This is a genomic window from Cryobacterium lactosi (genome assembly GCF_004403945.1).
Taxonomy (GTDB): domain Bacteria; phylum Actinomycetota; class Actinomycetes; order Actinomycetales; family Microbacteriaceae; genus Cryobacterium; species Cryobacterium lactosi.
The window spans coordinates 86,315-102,056 of the sequence record NZ_SOHM01000034.1; the positions used below are offsets into that span (position 1 = coordinate 86,315).

Annotated in this window: 19 protein-coding genes; 16 read left to right on the top strand and 3 right to left on the bottom strand. The window is 66.2% G+C overall.

Annotated elements, in window-relative coordinates; genetic code table 11:
- Window positions 1–24 precede the first annotated feature (24 nt).
- Entirely contained in the window at window positions 25–507 is a 483-nt protein-coding gene (locus E3T61_RS16830) for a GNAT family N-acetyltransferase (protein ID WP_134642007.1), read from the top strand.
- A 2-nt stretch (window positions 508–509) separates the two neighbouring features.
- On the top strand, window positions 510–1,151 hold the full coding sequence (locus E3T61_RS16835) for a LysE family translocator (RefSeq protein ID WP_134642008.1): 642 nt from the start codon (window positions 510–512) through the stop codon (window positions 1,149–1,151).
- 3 nt (window positions 1,152–1,154) lie between these two features.
- Here the strand turns inward: E3T61_RS16835 and E3T61_RS16840 are convergent, their stop codons facing one another.
- The 3 genes from E3T61_RS16840 to cysK all read right to left on the bottom strand — a co-directional run bounded on the left by E3T61_RS16840 (window position 1,155) and on the right by cysK (window position 3,832).
- Window positions 1,155–2,180, bottom strand: coding sequence for an isopenicillin N synthase family dioxygenase (locus tag E3T61_RS16840; protein ID WP_134642009.1), 1,026 nt, complete (start codon window positions 2,178–2,180; stop codon window positions 1,155–1,157).
- Window positions 2,181–2,298: 118 nt separating this feature from the next.
- Window positions 2,299–2,886: a serine O-acetyltransferase EpsC gene (gene epsC, locus E3T61_RS16845; RefSeq protein ID WP_134642010.1), complete on the bottom strand. Its 588-nt coding sequence runs from the start codon at window positions 2,884–2,886 to the stop codon at window positions 2,299–2,301.
- A gap of 10 nt (window positions 2,887–2,896) precedes the next feature.
- Window positions 2,897–3,832 carry a cysteine synthase A gene (gene cysK, locus E3T61_RS16850; protein WP_134642011.1) on the bottom strand — a complete coding sequence of 312 codons (936 nt, stop codon included), beginning with the start codon at window positions 3,830–3,832 and terminating at the stop codon, window positions 2,897–2,899.
- 151 nt (window positions 3,833–3,983) lie between these two features.
- Here cysK and prmC point away from each other — a divergent pair, with 151 nt between their 5' ends.
- From prmC to E3T61_RS16920, 14 genes are all read left to right on the top strand, one after another.
- Window positions 3,984–4,886: a peptide chain release factor N(5)-glutamine methyltransferase gene (prmC, locus tag E3T61_RS16855; protein WP_134642012.1), complete on the top strand. Its 903-nt coding sequence runs from the start codon at window positions 3,984–3,986 to the stop codon at window positions 4,884–4,886.
- The gene (locus tag E3T61_RS16860) at window positions 4,883–5,362 is read left to right on the top strand and encodes a GNAT family N-acetyltransferase (RefSeq protein WP_166793284.1); all 480 of its coding nucleotides are present in this window, start codon (window positions 4,883–4,885) and stop codon (window positions 5,360–5,362) included. The genes prmC and E3T61_RS16860 overlap by 4 nt, the downstream gene beginning before the upstream one ends.
- A 101-nt stretch (window positions 5,363–5,463) precedes the next feature.
- Window positions 5,464–6,162, top strand: coding sequence for an L-threonylcarbamoyladenylate synthase (locus E3T61_RS16865; RefSeq protein WP_134642014.1), 699 nt, complete (start codon window positions 5,464–5,466; stop codon window positions 6,160–6,162).
- Complete coding sequence (locus E3T61_RS16870; RefSeq protein ID WP_134642015.1) at window positions 6,162–7,388, top strand: MraY family glycosyltransferase; 1,227 nt, start codon at window positions 6,162–6,164, stop codon at window positions 7,386–7,388. The genes E3T61_RS16865 and E3T61_RS16870 overlap by 1 nt, the downstream gene beginning before the upstream one ends.
- On the top strand, window positions 7,385–7,876 hold the full coding sequence (locus tag E3T61_RS16875) for a Cg1360 family ATP-synthase-associated protein (RefSeq protein WP_241992641.1): 492 nt from the start codon (window positions 7,385–7,387) through the stop codon (window positions 7,874–7,876). Before E3T61_RS16870 ends, E3T61_RS16875 begins: the two co-directional genes overlap by 4 nt.
- A gap of 176 nt (window positions 7,877–8,052) precedes the next feature.
- Window positions 8,053–8,838 carry a F0F1 ATP synthase subunit A gene (gene atpB, locus E3T61_RS16880; protein WP_134642016.1) on the top strand — a complete coding sequence of 262 codons (786 nt, stop codon included), beginning with the start codon at window positions 8,053–8,055 and terminating at the stop codon, window positions 8,836–8,838.
- A 57-nt stretch (window positions 8,839–8,895) separates the two neighbouring features.
- Entirely contained in the window at window positions 8,896–9,126 is a 231-nt protein-coding gene (atpE, locus tag E3T61_RS16885) for an ATP synthase F0 subunit C (protein WP_088455448.1), read from the top strand.
- An 11-nt stretch (window positions 9,127–9,137) separates the two neighbouring features.
- Window positions 9,138–9,695: a F0F1 ATP synthase subunit B gene (locus E3T61_RS16890; RefSeq protein ID WP_134642017.1), complete on the top strand. Its 558-nt coding sequence runs from the start codon at window positions 9,138–9,140 to the stop codon at window positions 9,693–9,695.
- Window positions 9,696–9,700: 5 nt separating this feature from the next.
- Window positions 9,701–10,498: a F0F1 ATP synthase subunit delta gene (locus E3T61_RS16895; RefSeq protein WP_134642018.1), complete on the top strand. Its 798-nt coding sequence runs from the start codon at window positions 9,701–9,703 to the stop codon at window positions 10,496–10,498.
- A gap of 88 nt (window positions 10,499–10,586) precedes the next feature.
- Window positions 10,587–12,224, top strand: a complete 1,638-nt coding sequence (gene atpA, locus E3T61_RS16900; protein ID WP_134642019.1) for a F0F1 ATP synthase subunit alpha — start codon at window positions 10,587–10,589, stop codon at window positions 12,222–12,224.
- A gap of 87 nt (window positions 12,225–12,311) precedes the next feature.
- On the top strand, window positions 12,312–13,211 hold the full coding sequence (locus E3T61_RS16905; RefSeq protein ID WP_134642020.1) for a F0F1 ATP synthase subunit gamma: 900 nt from the start codon (window positions 12,312–12,314) through the stop codon (window positions 13,209–13,211).
- 18 nt (window positions 13,212–13,229) lie between these two features.
- Window positions 13,230–14,693 (top strand): F0F1 ATP synthase subunit beta, encoded by a 1,464-nt coding sequence (gene atpD, locus E3T61_RS16910; protein ID WP_066593686.1) that lies wholly within the window; start codon window positions 13,230–13,232, stop codon window positions 14,691–14,693.
- Window positions 14,694–14,695: 2 nt separating this feature from the next.
- Window positions 14,696–14,962: a F0F1 ATP synthase subunit epsilon gene (locus E3T61_RS16915; protein ID WP_134642021.1), complete on the top strand. Its 267-nt coding sequence runs from the start codon at window positions 14,696–14,698 to the stop codon at window positions 14,960–14,962.
- A 32-nt stretch (window positions 14,963–14,994) separates the two neighbouring features.
- On the top strand, window positions 14,995–15,741 hold the full coding sequence (locus E3T61_RS16920; protein ID WP_338145539.1) for a YaaA family protein: 747 nt from the start codon (window positions 14,995–14,997) through the stop codon (window positions 15,739–15,741).
- Window position 15,742 lies beyond the last annotated feature (1 nt).

Below are 15,742 nucleotides of genomic sequence, written 5' to 3' on the forward strand. Positions count from 1 at the left end.
TTCTGTGCCGCTAGGATTTCAACCATGCCCGGGCTCACCTTTGTCACCACCGACCCGGGCTCGCCCGCCGCAGCCGTCGTGTTGCGGGCCTACTATGACGACATCGTCGGCCGGTACTGGGGCCGGGCCGCCTGGCCCGCCGAGGTCGACTCCGCGATGGCGGATGAGCCGAGCGACGACCTGCAGGGTGACACCGGCGTGCTCGTGGTCGGGATGCTGGACGACGAGCCCGTGGCGTGCGGCGGGGTGCGCTTCGTCGGCGCAAGGCTCGGCGAGCTGACTCGTGTCTACGTGGCCGCTGGAGCCCGGGGGACCGGCGCCGGTACCGGGCTGCTGGCCCACCTCGAGGCACTCGCGGCAGACGCCGGCATCACCCGGTTGAGGCTCACCGTGCGCAGCGACCTCGTCGAGGCCCGCCGGCTGTACGCCCGCTCGGGCTACCTGGAGGTCGACCCGTTCAACACCGAACCCTATGCCGAGCACTGGCTCGCGAAGGAGCTGCACTGAGAATGGTCACTCTTCCCGCCGTCATCGGCATGGCCCTCGTCGCCCTGGGCATGGTGCTCACCCCCGGCCCCAACATGATCTACCTGGTCTCCCGCAGCATCGGGCAGGGCTGGCGCGCCGGCATGGTCTCACTGGCGGGCACCCTGGTGGGCTTCCTGGTGTACATGACCATGGCCAATGTGGGGCTCGCCGCGGTGTTCCTGCTGGTGCCCTGGCTCTACACGGCTGTCAAGATCGCCGGTGCGGCCTATCTGCTCTACCTGGCCTGGAAGACCCTCAAGCCCGGCGGACTGTCGCTGTTCGAAGCCAGGGACTTGCCGGGGGATTCCCGGGCGAAGCTGTTCCGCATGGGATTGGTGACCAACCTGCTCAACCCCAAGGCCGCGATCATGTACCTGGCGTTGATCCCGCAGTTCGTGACCCCGGCGACCGGCAACGTGATGCTGCAGGGCTTCATCCTGGGCGGGGTGCAGATCACCGTGAGCATGCTCGTGAACGCCGCGATCGTGCTGGCCGCCGGCGGTATCGCCGTGTTCCTGCGCAGCCGGCCCACCTGGCTGGTCGTGCAGCGCTGGATCACCGGCACCCTGCTGGGCGCGGTGGGCATCAAGCTCGCGATCGACGCCCCCGCACCCGCAGGCTGAGGGCTACTTGAGCAGGTCGGCGTGGTGGATGGCTGCCACGTCCGGGTGCGCGCGCATCCGGCTCTTGAGCGAGTTCTCGCCGTAGGTGGTGAAGATCGGGTTCTCCAGGTCCACGGTGATGCCGGGGGCATCCAGTTCGTCCGGCAGCGTGAGCACCGGGATGGTGGCATCCAGTGCTGGGCTGTAGAAGAACGGGATCGAGATGCGGTCGGTGCCGATCAGCGGGGAGATCACTCGGTGCACGGTGGCCTTGAGGTAACCATCCGTGGCCACTTCGAGAAGTTCACCGATGTTCACCACGAAGGCGCCGTCGAGCGGGGGAGCATCGATCCACTCGCCGTCCTTCTCCACCTGGAGGCCGCCCTTGCCGGGCTCGACGAACAGCAGCGTGAGCACACCGGAGTCCTTGTGTGCGCCGACGCCCTGCTTGGGCGTGGGGTCTGACTTGCCGGGGTAGCGCACGATCTTGATCAGGGTCGACGGCTTCTCGGCGAACGCAGCGTCGAAGACGTGCTGGTCGGCGCCGAGCGACAGGGCCCAGGCTTGCATCAGGCGGAGGGCGACGTTGTTGAGCTCCTCACGCCAGGAGGTCATCACCTCTTCCAACGCGGGCAGGTTCACCGGCCACTGGTTGGGGCCCTCGAGGCGCAGGTAGTCCGCGCTCTCCGGGGTGAGGTCAAGGGCGGGGCGTTCCGGACCGATGTCGATCTGCTCGCGCCAGTCCACCTTGCCCTGGGTGAGCTCGCCGCCCACCCGGGTGTAGCCGCGAAAGTGCGGGCTCTTGAGGTTCTCGATGGCCATCTTGTCGGCCTCTGGCAGGTTGAAGAAGGCCCGCGAGGTGGCCATCACCCGCTCGATCAGGTCGGCGGGCACACCGTGCCCGGTGAGGTAGAAGAAGCCGTATTCGTGGGTCACCTCTCGCAACTGGGCACGGAAGGCCTCGGCGTCCTCCGGCCCGGCATCCAGACGAGACAGGTCGAGGATCGGGAGCGACGGGGCAGCGGTTTCGGCGGCGGTTGAGGTTGTCATGACAACTATTCTGCCAACAATCAAACGGTTTGTTGCCGGTGTTACAGCGAATTGCCGCGGTCGAAGATCCTGCGAGTGAGCATCGTCGATGATGCGCTCTCTCGCAGAAAACGCCGGTCTACCCGGTTCGGCTGTCGGATTTGAGCAGGCAGCGCGCCGCCTTGATCTCCTCGGCCGTGCCCGGCTGAGCGCGGGCGGGGATTCCGAGCAGGATCGACCGGGCCGGGGCATCCTTGGTGACGACGGCATTGGCGCCCACGGTGCTCCACTCGCCCAGCGTGATGGGACCGAGGATCTTGGCGCCGGCGCCCACGGTGACGCCGTCGAGCAGGTGGGGGTGGCGCCGGGTGCCTGGCACGTTGCCGTGCCGGCTCTTCCCGCCCAGAGTGACCCCGTGGTAGAGCATCACGTCGTCGCCGACCACGGCGGTCTCGCCGATCACCACGCCCATGCCGTGGTCGATGAACAGGCGCCGGCCGATGGTGGCGCCGGGGTGGATCTCCACACCGGTGAGGAACCTGGTGAACTGCGAGAGCAGCCGGGCCGGCAGGCGCAGGCCTACCAGCCACAGCCGGTGCGTGACACGGTAGGCCCACACTGCGTGCACGCCGCTGTAGGCGAGCACGACCTCCGCCTTGCTGTGCGCGGCAGGGTCGTGCCTCTGCGCCATCGCGATGTCCTCGCGAACGCGTGCGAACACTCCCATGCCGGGCACCCTAGACGAGATCTTCGTAGAGCACGGTGCTGATGTACCGTTCGCCGAAGCCGGGCACGATCACGACGATGGTCTTGCCGGCGTTCTCGGGCAGTTTGGCCTGCTCCAGGGCGGCCCAGACCGCGGCGCCGCCGGAGATGCCGGCGAGAATGCCCTCTTCGGTGGCCAGTGCGCGGGCCGTGGCAACCGAGTCGGCGAGGGTCACGTCGGTGACCTCGTCGTAGACGTGGGTGTCCAGCACGCTCGGCACGAAGTTGGCGCCGATGCCCTGGATCTTGTGCGGGCCAGGCGCGCCGCCGTTGAGGATGGGGGAGTCCTTGGGCTCAACGCCGATGACGCGCACGGACGGCTTCCGCTCCTTGAGCAGCTGGCCGGTGCCGGTGATGGTGCCGCCGGTGCCGATGCCGGCCACAAGCAGGTCCACGGCGCCATCGGTGTCGTCCCAGATCTCCACCCCGGTGGTGGCCTTGTGGATCGCGGGGTTGGCCGGGTTGTCGAACTGGCGCGCCCAGATCGCGCCCGGTGTGGCCGCGACGATCTCCTGAGCCTGTTCGACCGCGCCGCGCATGCCGGCGGAACCCGGGGTCAGCACGAGCTCCGCGCCGTACGCACGCAGCAGGATCTTGCGCTCCTTGCTCATGGTCTCCGGCATTGCCAGGATCACCTTGTAACCACGGGCGGCGCCGACCATGGCCAGGGCGATGCCGGTGTTGCCGCTGGTGCCTTCGACGATGGTGCCGCCGGGCTTGAGCTCGCCCGACGCCTCGGCGGCATCCACGATGGCGATGCCGATGCGGTCCTTGACGCTGCTGGACGGGTTGTAGAACTCGAGCTTGGCCAGCACCGTCGCGCTGGAGGTGCCGGGCAGCCGGTTCAGTTTCACCAGCGGGGTACCGCCGACGGTTTCGGTAATGTCTGAGTAGATCCGTGCGGACATCGATAGACCTTTCCTGAGGGCTCACCAGGGAGCCTTGTGTTTCTGCGGACGAGCCGCCGGGTGGGTGACGCCGTAACGGGGTGCTCTACAGCCGACCTCGTTCAGCCTAGAGCCCCGACGATACTCAGGGAGGTGCGTAAGATTTCTCTTTGTGACAGCTCCCAGCAACAACCCAGCTCCGTCTTCTCCAACGCCGACCACTGTCGACCGGGCTCGGGCCTATGCGGCCGCCACCCTCGCCCGGGCCGGCATCGACGACGCCGAGGTGGATGCCGACCTCCTGATCGGGCACGTCCTCGGTCAGAGCAGGGGCCAGGTGCAGGCCGCCGCGATCATGGGCACCACGCTGACCGAGACCGACGCGGCCGCCATCGCCGCCCTCGTCGAGCGCCGGGCCAGGCGTGAACCCCTGCAGCACATCACCGGCCGGGCGCCGTTCCGGTCCATGGAGCTGAACGTGGGCCCCGGCGTCTTCGTGCCGCGCCCCGAAACCGAAGGCGTCGCCCAGATCGCCATCGACGCCCTGCGCTCGATGGCCGACCCCGAACCCGTCGGCGTTGACTTGGGCACCGGTAGCGGCGCCATCGCCCTGGCCCTGGCCACCGAGGTGCCGCACGCCAGGGTGTTCGCCTGCGAGAACTCCCCGGATGCCTTCCCCTGGACCAGCCGCAACTTCGCCGAAGTGGGCGCCGAGAACGCCACCCTGGTGTTCGCCGACCTGGCCGACGCGTTCCCCGAACTCGACGGCACCGTGGCCGTGGTGGTCTCGAACCCGCCCTATATCCCGGCAGACGCCATCCCGCGCGACCCCGAGGTGCGCCTGTTCGACCCCGCCCACGCCCTGTACGGCGGACCGGACGGCCTCGACGTGGTGCGGCTGGTCTCGCAGACGGGCCTGCGCCTGCTGCGCGCCGGGGGAGTGCTCGCGATCGAGCACGGCGAGCTGCAGGGGGCCGAGATCCGCGCGCTGCTCGACGCCGACGGCTGGCGGGCGACCGCCACCCACCGCGACCTGACCACCCGCGACCGCACCACAACGGCGCTGCGCCCGTGACCGCCGGACTCCGCCCGCTCGGAGAGACCGAACTCGCCGCGTGGCTGGTGTCCAGCGTCGCCGACTATACCGACGACCTCGAGGCCGCCGGGCTCAGCCGGGCCGCCGCCGAGAACAAGGCCGCCGAAGCCACCCGGCGCGAGTTCCCGCAGGGCCGCCCCGCTCCCGGGCAGCGCGTCTATTCGATCAGGGTCGCCGACGAGCATGTCGGTGTGCTCTGGCTCTCCGCTGGTCCGGCCGACGATCCCACCAACTGGTGGATCCTCGACATCGTGGTGTTCGAAGAGTTCAGGGGCCGCGGTCACGGCCGCCTGGCGATGTTGCTCGCCGAGGCCGAAGCCGCCCGACTGGGCGCCGCCAAACTCACCCTGAACGTCTTCGCCCGCAACGCCGTGGCCCGCGCCCTGTACGCATCCCTCGACTACGAGCCCACCAAGATCGTGATGGAGAAAACCCTCGCCCCTTCCGCGAACTGAGAGAAAAGCACCGAAAACGCGCGTTTTCAGGGGCTTAGCTCACAGTTCGCGGGCCGTGGTCGCCGGGGCCTCACAGGCGGGCTGCACTAGAATCGTGCCCGATGACACGTATCTATGATTGCTCGGTCGACGAGGAACGCTCGACCGGCATGCGACTGGCACGCTCGGCGATAGGCCGCGGCGCGCTCGTTGTCATCCCCACCGACACCGTCTACGGCGTGGCCGCGGACGCGTTCAACCCCGAGGCCGTGCAGCGGCTTCTGGATGCCAAGGGCCGCGACCGCACCTCGCCGCCACCCGTGCTCATCCCGGGGATCCCCACCCTCGATGCGCTCGCCCAGGATGTGCCGGAGCCCGTGCGCGCCCTCGTCGCCGAATTCTGGCCCGGCGGCCTCACGGTGGTGCTCACCGCGCAGCCGTCCCTGGTCTGGGACCTCGGCGACACCCGCGGCACCGTCGCGCTGCGGATGCCCCGCAACCAGGTGGCCCTTGACCTGCTGGCCGAGACCGGCCCTCTCGCCGTCTCGAGCGCAAACACCAGCGGCCTGCCCTCCGCCATCGACGTCATCGGCGCCGAAGAGATGCTCGGCGTGAGCGTCGCGGTCTACCTCGACGGCGGAGTGGCCGGACTGGACTACGAACCGATCGGCGACCGCGCCGGAGACACCTCCTCCACAATCGTGGATGCGACGGGGTTCGACACCAACGGCGGCAAACTCGTGATCGTGCGGAACGGTGTGATCTCCCGGGCCGCCATCGAGGCCGTCATCGGCGACGCGCTTGCACCGGTGGCCGAGTAATGACTCTTTTTGTCCTCTTGGCGCTCGTGTCGGCGGTCGTGACTTTCCTCATGTCGATCGTCGTGCTCAAGCTGACCCACAAGTACCGGCTCTACCCCAAGATCCGCGAACGCGATGTGCACACCAGGCCCACGCCCCGGCTGGGCGGCATCGCAATGTTCTTCGGCATCCTGGTGGCCTTCGGGGTGTCCTACCTGGTGGCCTCCCAGTTCGCCCCCCTGCGGTTGATCTTCGCCGACCCGCACCAGATCATGGCCATCCTCGGCGCCGCCCTGCTGATCGTGCTGCTCGGTGTGGCCGACGACATCTGGGACCTCGACTGGATGACCAAACTGCTGGGCCAGTTCATCGCCGCGGGGCTGGTGGCCTGGCAGGGCGTGCAGATCTTCTCGCTGCCCATCGGTGGACTCACCGTGGGATCGTCCTGGATGTCGGTCGTGATCACGGTCATGGCCATCGTCATCGTGATGAACATGATCAACTTCATCGACGGCCTGGACGGCCTGGTGGCCGGGGTCGCCCTGATCGCCAACGGTGTGTTCTTCATCTACAGCTACCTCTTGGTGCGCGACACGTCACCCACCAATTACTTCAACCTCGCCTCGCTCATCGCCGCAATCCTCGTCGGCGCCTGCGTGGGCTTCCTGCCGGTGAACTGGCACCCCGCCAAGATGTTCATGGGTGACGCCGGCGCCCTCCTGGTCGGCCTCCTGATGGCCACGTCGGCCATCGCGATCACCGGTCAGGTCGACCCGACGGCGGTCAACCGGTCCCAGCTGTTCCCGGCCTTCATCCCGCTGATCCTGCCGGTGGCGATCCTGATCATCCCGCTTCTCGACTTCGGCCTGGCGGTGTTCCGGCGGGTGCGAGCCGGAAAGTCACCGTTCAGCGCCGACCGCAAGCATCTGCACCACCGATTGTTGGACATGGGGCACTCCCACCTGCACGCCGTGCTGATCTTCTATGGCTGGACCGCCGCCGCGTCGGTCGGCTGCCTGCTCTACTACGTGCTGCCGGTGTTCTTCGGGCTGCCCACCTGGTGGGCCACCTTCTTCCTGGTGAGCGCCCTGGTCATCTGCACAGTCGTGACCCTCGCCCCGCTGAGCCGCCGCAAGGCCATCGAGGCCGCCAGCCAGCTCGCGCCCGCGACCGGCGCCATCGGCCTCCCGACCATTGCCCGGCTTGATCCCCTCGACGAGGCGTCTGACGCCAAGGAGCCCGTATGACCCCCGCCCCTGTTTCCCCCGACGTGCCCACGACCGGGCCCCGGATCGTCCCCGTGGACGCCAAGAAGATCCTCACCGAGGTGCTCAAGTACACCGGCCTGCTGGCGATCGCGATCGCCGTCATCGGCGGTGGGCTCGGTTACCTGTTCGCCGGCACGAACGGCCTCATCAGCGCGCTCATCGGAACACTCCTGGCGGTGCTGTTCGCCTCGATCACAGCCGGCAGCATCATCGGTGCCATGCGCTTCGACATCGCCGCGTTCTTCGGAATCGTGATGGGTGCCTGGCTGCTGAAGATCGTGGTCTTCATTGTGATCCTGGCGCTGCTCCGGGATGCGCCCTTCGTGCAGACCATGGTGCTCTTCCTCACCGTGATCGCCGGGGCGGTGGGCACCATGCTCATCGACGTGATCGTCGTTTTCCGCTCCCGTTTGGGTTACGCGAGCAATGTCTCCCTGCCGAGCGAAACTGACGACACCACGCCCTGACGGCGCGGTGATCTCGATTAGTCACAGCGAACGATTGTTGATAAAGTGAAAACACTCTCAGGTGGCAGTGTGCGCCCCCGAGCCGCTGACCGATATTCCCCCACTGTCGCCTTTGTGCGTCCGCACAGAAACAGGAGATTGCGCTGTTGCTTACCGCTGCGAACTTGCTGATTTCGATGGCTTCCGAGGAAGGCGAGTTCCACGCTCCTGGAATCAGTGAGTTCCTTGGACTCCCCGCGCTTTTCTTCGAAGGCACGCCGTTCGAGATCAACCGAATCATCCTGGTGCGCCTCGTGGCCATCGGCCTCATGCTGCTCCTCTTCTGGATCGCTCTTCGGAAGCCGTCCCGGGTTCCCGGCCGTAACCAGAGCATCGCCGAACTGGCGCTCGGTTTCGTGCAGGTCCAGATCGCCGACCAGATCCTGGGCAAGGAAATGGGCCGTCGCTACCTGCCGCTGCTCGCCGGGCTCTTCTTCGGCATCCTGGCCATGAACATCACCGGTGTGGTGCCGTTCATGAACATCTCGGGAACATCGATCATCGCGATGCCGCTTCTGCTCGGCCTCGTCGCCTACGTCGTGTTCATCTACGCCGGCATCAAGGCGCTGGGCCCGGGCAAGTTCTTCAAGAACTCGCTCTTCCCCGCCGGTGTGCCGTGGCCGATCTACATCCTGCTCGCGCCGATCGAGTTCATCAACATCTTCATCGTGCGGCCGCTCTCGCTCGCCCTGCGACTCCTGCTCAATATGATGGTCGGGCACCTCTTGCTCGTGCTGTGTTTCAGCGCCACGAACTTCTTCTTCTTCACCGCCGGTGGATGGGTCGGACTCTTCGGCGTGGGAACACTCGCGTTCGGGTTCATCTTCACCTTCGTTGAATTCGCCGTCTACATCCTCCAGGCGTACATCTTCACCCTTCTGACCGCCGTGTACGTGCAACAAGCCGTGGCTGAAGAGCACTGACACAACTGAACTGGCTACGTCGACCGACGTCGTTTTTCGATTGAAAGGAAACACCTAGTGGAACCCACCATCCTCGCCGAGATCACCGGCAACATTGCGACCGTCGGTTACGGCCTCGCCGCGATCGGCCCGGGCATCGGCATCGGTATCGTCGCCGGAAAGACCGTTGAAGCCATGGCTCGCCAGCCTGAGCTCGCCGGCCGTCTCCAGGTCACCATGTTCCTCGGCATCGCGTTCACCGAGCTCCTCGCGTTCATCGGTGTTGCCGTATTCTTCATCTTCGTCTAGGGATTACCACAATGCCTGAGCTTGTTCTCGCAGCGGAAGCGGAAACCAACCCGTTTCTTCCTGCCATCTACGACATCACCTGGTCGCTTGTCGTCCTCCTGGTTGTCATGGTCTTCTTTGTACGCTTCGCGATCCCGCGTTTCCGTCAGATCCTTGACGACCGTGCGGAGGCCATCGAAGGGAACATCGCCAAGGCAGACGACGCCCAGCGCAAGGCCGAAGCTGCTCTTGAGCAGTACACCGCCCAGCTGGCTGTCGCACGCGTCGAAGCCGGCCAGATCCGCGAGCAGGCACGTGCCGACGGTCAGCGCATCCTCGCCGAACTGCGGGAACAGGCCACTTCTGAGGCCAACCGCATCACGGCAACCGCGAAAGCACAGATCGAGGCCGAACGTCAGGCCGCCGTTCTGTCGCTGCGCAGTGAAGTCGGCAGCCTGGCCATCGACCTCGCCTCCGGTGTCATCGGCGAGAGCCTGAACGACGATGCGCGTGCAAGCGCCATGGTCGAGCGGTTCCTCGCAGACATCGAAGCCACCGAGAACACGGCCCCTTCGGCCGGAAAGAACTAAGACACATGGGAAGCGCCACCAGAGAAGCCTTGGCCACGTCGCGGGCGGCCCTCGCCGCCCACGCTGACTGGGCTGACCTGGCGACGGGTGAGAACCTGTTCGACGCCGGCCGAGTCATCGGTGACTCTTCGCAGTTGCTCGCCGCACTCAGCGACGCGTCCGCGGAAACGTCCCACAAGGTTGCGCTCGTTCGCGCGGTCTTCGGTGCCACGCTCACGCCCGCCGCTCTCGAGCTGCTGCTGTCGGTCGCGGCCGGCCGGTGGTCAAGCCAGCAGGACCTGCTGGCCGCCATCGAGGAGCTCGCGTTGCGCGTGACGGCTGACTCGGCAGAGGCGGACGTGTCGATTCGATCCGAACTGTTCCTCTTCGGTGCGGCGGTGTCCTCGGACGCCGAACTCGAATTGGCGCTGACCAGCAAGCTGGGTAAGTCCTCAGCCAAGGTCGGTCTCATCCAGGCGCTCCTGGCCGGCAAGGTGTCTCCCCAGACCCTGGTCATCATCCGGCACCTGGTGCAGCAGCCTCGCGGCCGCCGCATCGGCGAACTGCTCACGGATGCGGCGACGATCGTCGCCGATCAGGCCGACAGCATCATCGCAACGGTCACCGTGGCGGCAGCGCTGCAGCCGGGGCAGCGGGACCGCCTCGCGGCGACGCTCTCGACCCGTTACGGACGCAACGTCGCCCTCAACGAGGTCGTCGACGCATCCGTCGTCGGTGGCCTGAAAGTACAGATCGGCGACGACGTCATCGACGGCAGCGTCGCCACTCGTCTCAAGGACTTGAGACTGCAGCTTGCTGGGTAACCTCCGGGTTACCCAGAACACACAAACCTCGAGACGGTAACGTGTCGAAAAGACAAAGCCTGTACTGCTGTACAGAAAAGGGAAGATGATGGCAGAACTAACGATCAGCCCCGATGAGATCCGTAACGCTCTCCAGGACTTCGTGAAGTCCTATGAGCCGAACAAGGCCGCTACGACCGAGGTCGGCTACGTCAGCACCGCGGGCGATGGCATCGCCCACGTGCAGGGTCTCCCCGGCGTGATGGCCAACGAGCTCATCAAGTTCGCGGATGGCACCCTGGGCCTCGCGCTGAACCTTGACGAAGACGAGATCGGTGTTGTCGTCCTCGGCGAGTTCGCCGGCATCGTCGAAGGCATGGAGGTGTACCGCACCGGCGAGGTCCTCTCCGTTCCCGTGGGCGACGGCTACCTGGGACGCGTTGTCGACCCCCTCGGTGCCCCGATCGACGGTCTCGGTGAGATCGCGACCGACGGCCGTCGTGCCCTCGAGCTGCAGGCGCCCGGCGTCATGCACCGCAAGAGCGTGCACGAGCCGATGCAGACCGGCATCAAGGCCATCGACGCCATGATCCCGATCGGCCGCGGCCAGCGCCAGCTGATCATCGGTGACCGCCAGACCGGCAAGACCGCCATCGCGGTGGACACCATCATCAACCAGAAGGCCAACTGGGAGTCCGGCGACTCCAACAAGCAGGTTCGCTGCATCTACGTCGCCATCGGCCAGAAGGGCTCCACCATCGCTTCGGTGAAGGGTGCCCTCGAGGACGCAGGAGCGATGGAGTACACGACCATCGTCGCCGCCCCAGCCTCCGACCCGGCCGGCTTCAAGTACCTCGCCCCGTACACCGGCTCGGCCATCGGCCAGCACTGGATGTACGCCGGCAAGCACGTCCTCATCATCTTCGACGACCTGTCCAAGCAGGCCGAGGCCTACCGTGCAGTGTCGCTCTTGCTGCGTCGCCCGCCGGGACGCGAAGCGTACCCCGGCGACGTGTTCTACCTACACTCCCGTCTGCTCGAGCGTTGTGCCAAGCTCTCCGACGAGCTCGGCGCCGGATCGATGACCGGCCTGCCGATCATCGAGACCAAGGCGAACGACGTCGCCGCGTACATCCCGACCAACGTGATCTCGATCACCGACGGCCAGATCTTCCTGCAGTCCGACCTCTTCAACGCCAACCAGCGCCCCGCTGTCGACGTGGGAATCTCGGTCTCCCGAGTCGGTGGTGACGCCCAGGTCAAGTCGATCAAGAAGGTCTCCGGTACCCTCAAGCTCGAACTGGCCCAGTACCGCTCGCTCGAGGCATTCTCGATGTTCGCGTCGGACCTCGACCCGGCCAGCCGTCGCCAGCTTGCTCGTGGCGCCCGCCTGACCGAGCTGCTCAAGCAGCCGCAGTACTCGCCGTACCCGGTCGAAGACCAGGTCGTCTCGATCTGGGCCGGCACCAACGGCAAGCTCGACGAGGTTCCCCTCGAAGACATCCTGCGTTTCGAGCGCGAACTGCTCGACTTCCTCGGACGCACCACCGGCATCCTCACGACCCTGCGAGAGACCAACGTGCTCAGCGACGACACCGTCGCCGAGTTGACCACCGCGGTCGACACCTTCAAGCGTGAATTCCAGACCGGTGAGGGCAAGCCCCTCGCCTCCGTCGGTCGCGAAGAGTTCGTCGCGACCAAGGAAGAAGACGTCAACCAGGAAAAGATCGTCAAGCACAAGCGCTAACCGCGCCCTGCGGTTCGCGGCGCCCGGCGGCGCGAACCGCAGCTCTGACACTCATCGACACAATATCTAAGCAAGCACAGGAGACACATGGGAGCGCAACTTCGGGTCTACCGGCAGAAGATCAAGTCTGCCCAGACGACCAAGAAGATCACTCGGGCCATGGAGCTGATCTCCGCTTCGCGCATCCAGAAGGCGCAGGCGCGGGTTGCGGCTTCCACCCCGTATTCGCGTGCGATCACGCAAGCGGTTTCGGCGGTCGCCACCTACTCGAACGTCGAGCACGTGCTGACCACGGAGCCCGAGGTCATCAACCGCGCCGCGGTCGTCATCTTCGCCTCCGACCGCGGACTCGCGGGAGCATTCAGCTCCCAGGTGCTGCGGGAGGCCGAGCAGCTCAGCGAACTGCTGCGCAGCCAGGGTAAGGACGTCGTCTACTACCTGGTCGGACGGAAGGCGCTGGCGTACTTCAGCTTCCGCCGACGTGTCTCCGAGCAGTCCTGGACCGGCGGCACCGACCGTCCGGAGTTCGACACCGCCCAGGAAATCGGCGATGCGCTCCTGTCGGCGTTCCTTCGCGATGCCGATGACGGTGGCGTCGACGAGATCCACATCGTCTACAACCGTTTCGTGAGCATGGTCACCCAGGTTCCCCAGGTCGTTCGCCTGCTGCCGCTGGAGGTCGTCGAGGGTGAAGCCAGCGACGTCCCCTCCACGTTGCCGCTGTACGAATTCGAGCCTGACCCTGAGACCGTGCTCGACGCGTTGCTGCCCGTGTACATCGAAAGCCGCATCTTCAACGCCATGTTGCAGTCGGCCGCTTCGGAGCACGCCAGCCGTCAGAAGGCCATGAAGTCGGCCAGCGACAACGCAGACAAGCTCATCAAGGACTTCACGCGCCTGTCGAACAACGCGCGCCAGACCGAGATCACGCAGCAGATTTCCGAGATCGTGGGTGGAGCCGACGCGCTCTCATCCGCCAAGAACTAACCCAGAGAAGAGAGAGCAATGACTGACACCGCAATCGCGCCAGTCCTCGCGGAGGACACGGCAGGCGCTGTGGGCCGGATCGCCCGCGTAACGGGACCCGTGGTGGACATCGAGTTCCCGCACGACTCGATCCCTGGCATGTACAACGCGCTCAAGACGACCATCGTCATTGGCGACGAGTCGACCGAGATCACCCTCGAGGTCGCACTGCACCTCGGCGATGACCTGGTGCGCGCCATCGCCCTGAACCCGACCGACGGCCTCGTCCGCGGTCAGGAGGTCCGGGACACCGGCTCGCCCATCATGGTTCCGGTCGGCAACGTCACCAAGGGCCGCGTCTTCAACGTCATCGGCGAGGTCCTCAACGCCAAGCCCGGCGAGAAGATCGAGATCACCGAACGCTGGCCCATCCACCGCAAGCCGCCGCCCTTCGACCAGCTGGAGTCCAAGACCCAGCTGTTCGAGACCGGCATCAAGGTCATCGACCTGCTCACGCCGTACGTGCTCGGTGGAAAGATCGGCCTCTTCGGTGGTGCCGGTGTCGGTAAGACCGTCCTGATCCAGGAAATGATCCAGCGTGTTGCGCAGGACCACGGTGGTGTGTCGGTGTTCGCCGGTGTCGGCGAGCGTACCCGTGAGGGCAACGACCTCATCGGCGAGATGGAAGAGGCCGGCGTCTTCGACAAGACCGCCCTCGTATTCGGCCAGATGGACGAGCCGCCGGGAACGCGACTGCGCGTCGCGCTCTCCGCGCTGACCATGGCCGAGTACTTCCGTGACGTCGCCAAGCAGGACGTGTTGCTCTTCATCGACAACATCTTCCGCTTCACCCAGGCCGGCTCGGAGGTGTCGACCCTGCTGGGCCGCATGCCGTCCGCCGTGGGTTACCAGCCGAACCTGGCCGACGAGATGGGCATCCTGCAGGAGCGCATCACGTCGACCCGTGGCCACTCGATCACCTCGCTGCAGGCCATCTACGTGCCTGCTGACGACTACACCGACCCGGCTCCGGCGACCACGTTCGCGCACCTTGACGCCACCACCGAGCTCTCCCGTGAGATCGCGTCGAAGGGCCTGTACCCGGCCGTCGACCCGCTCACCTCGTCCAGCCGTATCCTCGACCCCCGCTACTTGGGTGCCGATCACTACAACACGGCCGTTCGTGTCAAGGCGATCCTCCAGAAGAACAAGGAACTCCAGGAGATCATCGCGATCCTCGGTGTTGACGAGCTCTCTGAAGAAGACAAGGTGACCGTGGCCCGCGCCCGGCGCATCCAGCAGTTCCTGTCGCAGAACACCTACATGGCGAAGAAGTTCACGGGCGTCGAGGGTTCGACGGTGTCGCTCAAGGACACCATCGAGTCGTTCACGGCCATCGCCAACGGTGACTTCGACCACGTGTCGGAGCAGGCCTTCTTCAACGTCGGTGGCATCGGCGACGTCGAAGAGAAGTGGGCTCAGATCCAGAAGGAGAACGGCTAAGCATGGCTTCGGCTTCGCTTACCGTGAGTCTCGTCTCGGCGGACCAGCAGGTCTGGTCCGGCGAGGCGTCCATGGTCGTCGCGCGCACGGTGGAAGGCGAGATCGGTATTCTCGTCGGCCACGAGCCGTTGCTGGCCATCCTCTCCAGCGGTGAGGTTCGCATCACCCTGGTCGACGGCAGCAAGGTCGTCGCCGAGGCTGACGACGGCTTCCTGTCGGTGGACAACGACGTCATTTCCGTCGTCGCCCGTCGCGCCGCCCTCGTGTAGGCGCCGCCTCATTTAGGACACTCTTGTTTGTATTGTTACCGCCGTCGGAGACGAAACGCTCCGGCGGCGTTTTCATGCCCTTGGCGCTCGACTCCCTGGCCTTCCCCGCCCTGACCGAGCGCCGTCGGGTGCTCGCCGGTGCCCTTTCGGCGCTGGCCGCCGACCAGGACGCCACTGTGCGGGCGCTCAAACTCGGCCGCACCCAGCTGGCCGAGATCGACCGCAACGCCGCCCTGATGTCCTCGCCGACGACCCCGGTCATCGACCGGTACACCGGCGTGCTCTACGACGCACTGGATGCCCAGACCCTGACGCCGGCCGCCCGCGCCTTCGCCGGCCGGCACCTGCTGGTGCACTCCGCGCTGCTCGGCCCGGTCGGCGGGCTCGACCTCGTGCCCGCCTACAGGCTCTCGCACGACTCCCGGCTGCCGGGGCTGGGGCTGAAGAAGCACTGGGCTGCGGACGTGTCCGCGGTGCTCGAGGCCGCGCCAGGGCTGCTGCTCGACCTCCGGTCGGAGGGTTACGTGTCCCTCGGGCCGGCGGCCGCGCATCCGGACCGGTGGTTCCTGCGCGTGGTGACCGAGAGCAGCGACGGCCACATCCGCGCCCTCAACCACTTCAACAAGAAGGCCAAGGGCGTTCTCACCCGGGCGCTGCTGCACACGGGCCAGGACTTCGACACTGTCGACGGCCTGTTGGACTGGGCGCCGACGGCCGGGCTGACCCTGCGTCCCGGCGTCGCCGGGGAACTCCAGCTCGTGGTCGACGGGCACCTCTAGT

What these genes read in the sequence shown, in the direction of transcription:
- E3T61_RS16830 (WP_134642007.1), top strand. Translation starts at nt 25, where the DNA reads ATGCCCGGGCTCACCTTTGTCACCACCGACCCGGGCTCGCCCGCCGCA.
- E3T61_RS16835 (WP_134642008.1), top strand. Translation starts at nt 510, where the DNA reads ATGGTCACTCTTCCCGCCGTCATCGGCATGGCCCTCGTCGCCCTGGGC.
- E3T61_RS16840 (WP_134642009.1), bottom strand. Translation starts at nt 2,180, where the DNA reads ATGACAACCTCAACCGCCGCCGAAACCGCTGCCCCGTCGCTCCCGATC.
- epsC (WP_134642010.1), bottom strand. Translation starts at nt 2,886, where the DNA reads ATGGGAGTGTTCGCACGCGTTCGCGAGGACATCGCGATGGCGCAGAGG.
- cysK (WP_134642011.1), bottom strand. Translation starts at nt 3,832, where the DNA reads ATGTCCGCACGGATCTACTCAGACATTACCGAAACCGTCGGCGGTACC.
- E3T61_RS16865 (WP_134642014.1), top strand. Translation starts at nt 5,464, where the DNA reads ATGACACGTATCTATGATTGCTCGGTCGACGAGGAACGCTCGACCGGC.
- E3T61_RS16870 (WP_134642015.1), top strand. Translation starts at nt 6,162, where the DNA reads ATGACTCTTTTTGTCCTCTTGGCGCTCGTGTCGGCGGTCGTGACTTTC.
- E3T61_RS16875 (WP_241992641.1), top strand. Translation starts at nt 7,385, where the DNA reads ATGACCCCCGCCCCTGTTTCCCCCGACGTGCCCACGACCGGGCCCCGG.
- atpB (WP_134642016.1), top strand. Translation starts at nt 8,053, where the DNA reads ATGGCTTCCGAGGAAGGCGAGTTCCACGCTCCTGGAATCAGTGAGTTC.
- E3T61_RS16890 (WP_134642017.1), top strand. Translation starts at nt 9,138, where the DNA reads ATGCCTGAGCTTGTTCTCGCAGCGGAAGCGGAAACCAACCCGTTTCTT.
- E3T61_RS16895 (WP_134642018.1), top strand. Translation starts at nt 9,701, where the DNA reads ATGGGAAGCGCCACCAGAGAAGCCTTGGCCACGTCGCGGGCGGCCCTC.
- atpA (WP_134642019.1), top strand. Translation starts at nt 10,587, where the DNA reads ATGGCAGAACTAACGATCAGCCCCGATGAGATCCGTAACGCTCTCCAG.
- E3T61_RS16905 (WP_134642020.1), top strand. Translation starts at nt 12,312, where the DNA reads ATGGGAGCGCAACTTCGGGTCTACCGGCAGAAGATCAAGTCTGCCCAG.
- atpD (WP_066593686.1), top strand. Translation starts at nt 13,230, where the DNA reads ATGACTGACACCGCAATCGCGCCAGTCCTCGCGGAGGACACGGCAGGC.
- E3T61_RS16915 (WP_134642021.1), top strand. Translation starts at nt 14,696, where the DNA reads ATGGCTTCGGCTTCGCTTACCGTGAGTCTCGTCTCGGCGGACCAGCAG.